The sequence below is a fragment of the Photobacterium sp. GB-1 genome (assembly GCF_003026165.1).
GTDB lineage: Bacteria > Pseudomonadota > Gammaproteobacteria > Enterobacterales > Vibrionaceae > Photobacterium.
Map to the genome: position 1 here is coordinate 1 of NZ_PYOB01000045.1, position 6281 is coordinate 6281.

The 6281-nt window shown below is 41.8% G+C and carries 6 protein-coding genes, 4 tRNA genes and 1 rRNA gene; 2 read left to right on the forward strand and 9 right to left on the reverse strand.

From position 1 onward, the window contains the following. From C9J45_RS21115 to murB, 8 genes are all read right to left on the reverse strand, one after another. The coding region (locus tag C9J45_RS21115) for a GTP-binding protein (RefSeq protein WP_146144336.1) at positions 1–653 on the reverse strand (653 nt) is incomplete at its 3' end. Positions 654–753: 100 nt separating this feature from the next. After that, positions 754–829: transfer RNA gene (locus tag C9J45_RS21120), tRNA-Thr, on the reverse strand. Between the two features lie 12 nt (positions 830–841). Then, positions 842–916 (reverse strand) — tRNA-Gly (locus C9J45_RS21125). A 39-nt stretch (positions 917–955) separates the two neighbouring features. Beyond that, positions 956–1040 (reverse strand) — tRNA-Tyr (locus C9J45_RS21130). Between the two features lie 14 nt (positions 1041–1054). Next, positions 1055–1130, reverse strand: a tRNA-Thr gene (locus tag C9J45_RS21135). A 96-nt stretch (positions 1131–1226) separates the two neighbouring features. After that, positions 1227–1958, reverse strand: coding sequence for a type III pantothenate kinase (locus tag C9J45_RS21140; protein ID WP_005363560.1), 732 nt, complete (start codon positions 1956–1958; stop codon positions 1227–1229). Then, positions 1958–2920 (reverse strand): bifunctional biotin--[acetyl-CoA-carboxylase] ligase/biotin operon repressor BirA, encoded by a 963-nt coding sequence (gene birA / locus C9J45_RS21145; RefSeq protein WP_107292986.1) that lies wholly within the window; start codon positions 2918–2920, stop codon positions 1958–1960. The genes C9J45_RS21140 and birA overlap by 1 nt, the downstream gene beginning before the upstream one ends. After that, positions 2917–3957: a UDP-N-acetylmuramate dehydrogenase gene (murB, locus tag C9J45_RS21150; protein WP_107208795.1), complete on the reverse strand. Its 1041-nt coding sequence runs from the start codon at positions 3955–3957 to the stop codon at positions 2917–2919. The genes birA and murB overlap by 4 nt, the downstream gene beginning before the upstream one ends. An 85-nt stretch (positions 3958–4042) precedes the next feature. On the opposite strand from murB, the gene C9J45_RS21155 reads away from it, so the two are divergent. After that, the gene (locus C9J45_RS21155) at positions 4043–4510 is read left to right on the forward strand and encodes a GNAT family N-acetyltransferase (protein WP_005363553.1); all 468 of its coding nucleotides are present in this window, start codon (positions 4043–4045) and stop codon (positions 4508–4510) included. 84 nt (positions 4511–4594) lie between these two features. After that, a complete protein-coding gene (pssA, locus tag C9J45_RS21160) occupies positions 4595–5944 on the forward strand; it encodes a CDP-diacylglycerol--serine O-phosphatidyltransferase (protein WP_107247958.1) in 1350 nt (449 codons plus the stop codon). 212 nt (positions 5945–6156) lie between these two features. Here the strand turns inward: pssA and rrf are convergent. Continuing rightward, a 5S ribosomal RNA gene (gene rrf / locus C9J45_RS21165) occupies positions 6157–6272 on the reverse strand. Between the last annotated feature and the right edge of the window lie 9 nt (positions 6273–6281).

The following is a 6281-nucleotide window of genomic DNA, read 5'->3' on the forward strand; positions in this document are numbered from 1 at the left end:
ACATCTTCGATTGGAAGAATGAATGGACGATCGATTGCACGCTCTGGCTCTGGGATGTAGTTATCTAGAGCTTCTGCTAGTTCAACAATCTTGTCTTCCCACTCTTTCTCGCCGTTTAGAGCGCCTAGAGCAGAACCCATGATTACTGGGCAATCATCACCTGGGAAGTCGTACTCAGAAAGAAGTTCACGAACTTCCATCTCAACTAGCTCAAGTAGTTCTTCATCATCAACCATGTCACACTTGTTCATGAATACGATGATGTAAGGGATACCAACCTGGCGACCAAGTAGGATGTGCTCACGTGTTTGTGGCATTGGGCCGTCAGTTGCAGCAACAACTAGGATACCGCCGTCCATTTGAGCAGCACCAGTGATCATGTTTTTAACGTAATCGGCGTGTCCAGGACAGTCAACGTGTGCGTAGTGACGAGTTGGAGTATCGTACTCTACGTGAGAAGTAGAGATTGTGATACCGCGCTCACGCTCTTCTGGAGCGTTATCGATTGATGCGAAGTCACGAGCAGCACCACCGTACACTTTTGAAAGTGTAGTACAGATAGCAGCAGTTAGAGTTGTTTTACCGTGGTCAACGTGGCCGATAGTACCAACGTTTACGTGCGGTTTTACGCGTTCAAATTTTTCTTTAGACATGGATAGTCCCTCTGGGCACGGTATTAGGTGGCATTACGACCACACAACCAAACATGGGTTTGTTGAGTATATAACAAATGGATGAATTAGGGCTTGAGAGTGGTGCTGATAGGCAGATTTGAACTGCCGACCTCACCCTTACCAAGGGTGCGCTCTACCGACTGAGCTATATCAGCACACAAGAAATGTGGAGCGGGCAGCGGGAATCGAACCCGCATCATCAGCTTGGAAGGCTGAGGTAATAGCCATTATACGATGCCCGCAGAACTTGTATCTCGTAGAGCTATTCAACCATTTGAAAATGGTGGTGGGGGAAGGATTCGAACCTTCGAAGGCAGTGCCGGCAGATTTACAATCTGCTCCCTTTGGCCACTCGGGAACCCCACCGAAATTTTTAAAACTGGTGCCGACTACCGGAGTCGAACTGGTGACCTACTGATTACAAGTCAGTTGCTCTACCTACTGAGCTAAGTCGGCGTTAGTGGTGCGCATTCTAGATAATGATTATTTTTGTTGCAATACCCTAACGTGTTTTTTTTATTGTTTTTTATTTAATTGACGTAATTTTCGGCATTAACCGCGCTTTGCATACAACCCTAGCCCTTCAAGTACCAACTCCGAGCGATGATAAAAAGGTTTACACCACGATTTTGGCAAATGACGAACACCGCCACCACATAGAATTACCGCGGGCGCTTCATTTAGTTCTGCAGATGCTTGTTTTAGGCCAAACTCAATTAATCCAACCAACGCAGCACGGCAGCCATTCTTTAAACCATCTGCGGTATTGTTTGCCAGTGTTAATGATTCACTATGCTCACTATCTGAAAACACCTTGGTTGTATTCTCTAGTACTGATTTCATCATTAACTGATAACCAGGCATGATCCAACCACCAAGATGTTTTCCATCACTGTCCATAACATCAAACGTTAATGCCGTGCCTATATCTACAATCACTGTAGGTTGCTTAAAACTTTGACGAATAGCAACCAGTGTTAGCCAGCGGTCAACACCAAGGTATTGATATTCAGAATATGCGTTAACAACACCGAAGTCTTCTCGTGCAGTTTTTACCTGAGTAACAGGAATATTCGCCATTTGTGCTATACGCTGAATAGTATTGTCAACTTCAACTGGTCCGACACTCGCAAAAACAATGCGCTCAACATTACCTTCCAGTAACGGTTGTAAAACAAGCTCTAATTTTTTACTTGGGTATTTACCAATTTGTTCAATGTGTTCATTTTGGGTTAGTAAGGCAACTTTGACGTAAGTATTGCCTGCTTCAATTAATAATTGCATCAGCAACCTCTAAGGCTGATTTCACCGCCGATATACGGTGTAATACCAGTGTCGGTTTCCAGTAGTAAAGCCCCTTGAGCATCAATCCCGCGAGCAGTACCTTCGATGGTTCGCTCACCGATTAATAATTTCACAGGGCGGTTTAAAAAGTTATCTATTTTATTCCAACGTTCAACAAAGCCAACTAAACCTTGATGTTCGTAATCACAGAGTGTTTGATTAAGATGTGAGATCAATGTCGCCGCTAAGATATTTCGAGACGGTAAGCGTTCACAAGCTTGCGACAGTGTTGTCCACGCTTGCGTGATCTCACTTTGCTCTGTTAGTGGCATATTAATATTTAGCCCCATTCCAATCACTAAGTGTGCAGCATCCCCTGCTTGACCTGTCATTTCAACAAGAATACCAGCTAGCTTTTTATCCTGATAATAAATATCGTTAGGCCATTTAACTCGAACATCATCCGCACCCAGTTTTTGGAGCGTTTCAGCAATCGCGACGCCGACAACTAAACTCAGCCCCATTGCCGCAGCCATACCAGCTTCTAAACGCCAGTAAATTGAAAGGTACAGGTTACTACCGAAAGGTGAAACCCATTGTCGACCTCGTCGTCCACGGCCTGCTTCTTGATATTCAGCCAAACATACACTACCACTAGGCAGTTGCCCTACTCTATCTAGAAGGTATTGATTAGTTGAGTCGATGACAGGAATTAAATCAAGATGGGGGCACTTAACTTTCGCTAAAATCTGCTGCTTATCAAGTAAATCAATCGCTGATGCAAGACAATAACCTTTGCCTTGCACCCTAAAAATATCAAGCCCCCACTGTTGAATGACTTGAATTTGTTTCGCGATTGCAGCACGAGTCATACCCAGCGTTTGTCCCAATACTTCACCTGAATGAAATTCACCATCAGAGAGTAACTGAATCAAAGCTAGTCGTACGGTATGATCTTTCATCGCAGCATCTCGTTGAGATTAGTTTCAGCATTATGTGCCATAAAACGCACCTCATGCTCAAGAGAGACACCAAATTTAGTCATTACCGTATCGACAACATACTGTGCTAGCTGAAGTACATCACGTGCAGTTGCATTACCAACATTCGTTAATACAAGTGCTTGTTGCTGGTGAATTTTAGCACCACCAATTTGGTAACCTTTCAAACCACATTGATCAATCAACCAGCCCGCAGCTAACTTACAATGAGCTTCGTCCACTGGGTAACTTGGCATGTTAGGGTACTCAGACAAAAGAAAGTCACGTACGTCTAACGAAATAATTGGGTTTTTGAAAAAACTACCTGCATTCCCCATAACCTGCGGATCAGGCAGTTTTTCACGGCGAATGGCGCACACTTCATCAAAAATCTCTTTGGCTGTAACAGTATCGAGCGAGAATTTTGCTAATGGGCCATAGGCTATTTTCGGAGACCAAGCTTTAGTTAAGCGAAAACCTACCGCAATAATTATGTGGTTATCTTTTAACTCTCGCTTAAAAATTGAATCTCGATATGAGAAGTGGCATTCATCAGCCATCAAACGCTTCACTTCCCCTGTTTGTACATTTAATACATCAACATACTGGCAGACATCTTTTAACTCTACGCCATAAGCACCAATATTTTGTATCGGGGACGACCCCACACAACCAGGAATGAGTGCTAGATTCTCAAGGCCATTAAAACCATTATCGACAGCCCAAGACACCAAACCATGCCAGTCTTCACCGCCACCTACATGTAAATCAACATACTCAGTACTATCGACTACATTAATACCTTTAATTCGGTTTAAAATGATAGCGCCTTGGTAATCTTCACAAAAAAGTAAGTTACTTCCTTGACCAACAACTAACTTAGGGACTTCCTGGTATGTCTCGTCCTGCCAAATAGCAAGGAGATCTTCAACACTTGATGCTTCAAGTATGTACTTCGCCGATACATCAATCCCAAAGGTGTGATAAGGCGCTAACCCAGTTTCATGTAAAACTTTCATGTTAATTCACAACCAAATCTTTATACTTTTCGATACGAATTGAAACTATTTTACCTGATCCCATTCAACAACGCAGTGTTTTCCCATGTCTCAAATTATTTATCGTCAACTTGATCCTATCCGTTTACCTTTAGTTAATAAAATATACAAGTCATTCTATCCATCAGGAAAAGCAAAGAGAGATGAAACAATCTGGGTTGCAGAATCAAACAACAGTATTATTGCATCCGTACGATTTAAAACTATTGATGATATACAACTACTGACAGGAATGCTTGTCATCCCAGAGTACCGTTTACAGGGTATTGCGTATAAGCTTATTGAAGCATGCCGTAATCAAATGAACCAACAAGCATGCTATTGCTTTGCATTTCAAGAGTTAGAAGTTTTCTATCAGAAGTCAGGGTTTCAAACTATTAATAGCGAAAACCTTCCCAATAATATCAAGCAACGTTTTCAACGCTATGCTAATAGCGGTAAGAATCTAATTCCAATGTTATTTATTGATACACTTACCTCAGAAAGCATGAGCAAAAACATATCTAAACACTAGATACATTGACTTCGCTTTTTTTCTGGTATAATTGATCCCTTAATCAAAATTCATCTACTTATAGATCGTGTAAACGAGGCGATAATGGATTCAGCTATTGCTAACAGGCAGCTCATCGAACAACTGCCATGTATTGCGCACAAGCCCGAGAATTTAGAGACTCTTTTTGATGCAAATTCGTTTAGAGAGCGTCTATATCAAGAAATAAAATCAGCTAAAGAACGCATTTACTTAGTTGCCTTATATCTCCAAGATGATGAAGCAGGAAGAGGTGTGCTTACCGCTCTGTATGAAGCTAAGCAACTCAACCCCGAACTTGATATAAAGGTATTAGTTGATTGGCATAGAGCTCAACGAGGCTTAATTGGCGCCAGTCAGTCCGATGGCAATGCCGCGCTATATCGTGAGTACGCAGAAAAATATACTCACAAGATCGATGTGCTTGGCGTTCCCGTTCGTAATCGAGAAGTGTTCGGTGTCCTACACCTGAAAGGCTTTGTTATTGATGATAATGTTATTTATAGCGGTGCAAGCTTAAATGATGTGTATCTCGCTCAACATGACCGTTATCGTTACGATCGCTACCACGTAATTAAAAATGAAAAGCTCGCTAACAGCATGGCGCAGTTCATTATTGACATACTTGTTTCGAGTAATGCTGTTAACTGCCTAGCACAACCAGAAAGACCCGATACAAAGTCATTGAAGACGGCAATTCGAGATCTACGCTCCGAACTACAACAAGCTATCTACCATTTTGAGCCGGATGAGATTAAAGATGACGAGGTAGGATTAACACCTCTGATAGGTTTAGGGAAACGTAAGAACAAACTTAATCAGGATATTTGTACGCTCATCGCTAGTGCACAATCTGAGCTGACTATTTGTACTCCCTACTTTAACTTTCCGAGAATGGTAAGTCGCGAAGTAAAGAAAGCCCTTAAGCGCGGTGTAAAGGTCACAATCGTCGTTGGCGATAAAACAGCAAATGACTTTTATATTCCACCATCAGAGCCTTTTAAGACTATTGCTGGGTTACCTTATTTATATGAAGTCAATTTACGTAATTTTGCTAAACATAATGAAGCCGCTATTGCACATCGCCAATTAGCGATCCATTTATGGAAACACGATAACAATAGCTTTCACTTAAAGGGGCTTTGGGTAGATCGTCGTTATATGTTAGTAACGGGTAATAACCTCAATCCACGAGCTTGGAAACTTGATCTTGAAAATGCGATTTTAATTCATGACAAAAATCAACTACTCGCCGAGCAGCAACAACAAGAATTAGATTGTATTCTCGAACATACCCAGCTTATTGGTAGTTATAAGCAAATTGAAAAAATTGATAACTATCCAGCTCAAGTTAAAAAGCTCATTACACGTATTCGTCGTGTTAAAGCGGATCACATCCTGAATCAAATTCTATAATTCAAACCCTTTATCACTGCAGTAACTCTCTACTGCAGTGATACATCTCTTTATTAAATACTATTCTGTTGTAGGTCTGTAGGTCTGTAGGTCTGTAGGTCTGTAGGTCTGTAGGTCTGTAGGTCTGTAGGTCTAGTTTATAGATGAAACTTACTTTAAAAGTATTAAAACGAAAAAAGGCCATCCGAAAGGATGGCCTTTTAAAATTTAAAGCCTGGCGATGTCCTACTCTCACATGGGGAGACCCCACACTACCATCGGCGCTATTACGTTTCACTACTGAGTTCGGCATGGGATCAGGTGGGTCCATAACGCTATGGTCGCCAAGCAAATTCGG

Bases quoted from the DNA above. Each gene is read 5' to 3' on its own strand.
- C9J45_RS21140 (WP_005363560.1), bottom strand. From the start codon at position 1,958: ATGCAATTATTAATTGAAGCAGGCAATACTTACGTCAAAGTTGCCTTA.
- birA (WP_107292986.1), bottom strand. From the start codon at position 2,920: ATGAAAGATCATACCGTACGACTAGCTTTGATTCAGTTACTCTCTGAT.
- murB (WP_107208795.1), bottom strand. From the start codon at position 3,957: ATGAAAGTTTTACATGAAACTGGGTTAGCGCCTTATCACACCTTTGGG.
- C9J45_RS21155 (WP_005363553.1), top strand. From the start codon at position 4,043: ATGTCTCAAATTATTTATCGTCAACTTGATCCTATCCGTTTACCTTTA.
- pssA (WP_107247958.1), top strand. From the start codon at position 4,595: ATGGATTCAGCTATTGCTAACAGGCAGCTCATCGAACAACTGCCATGT.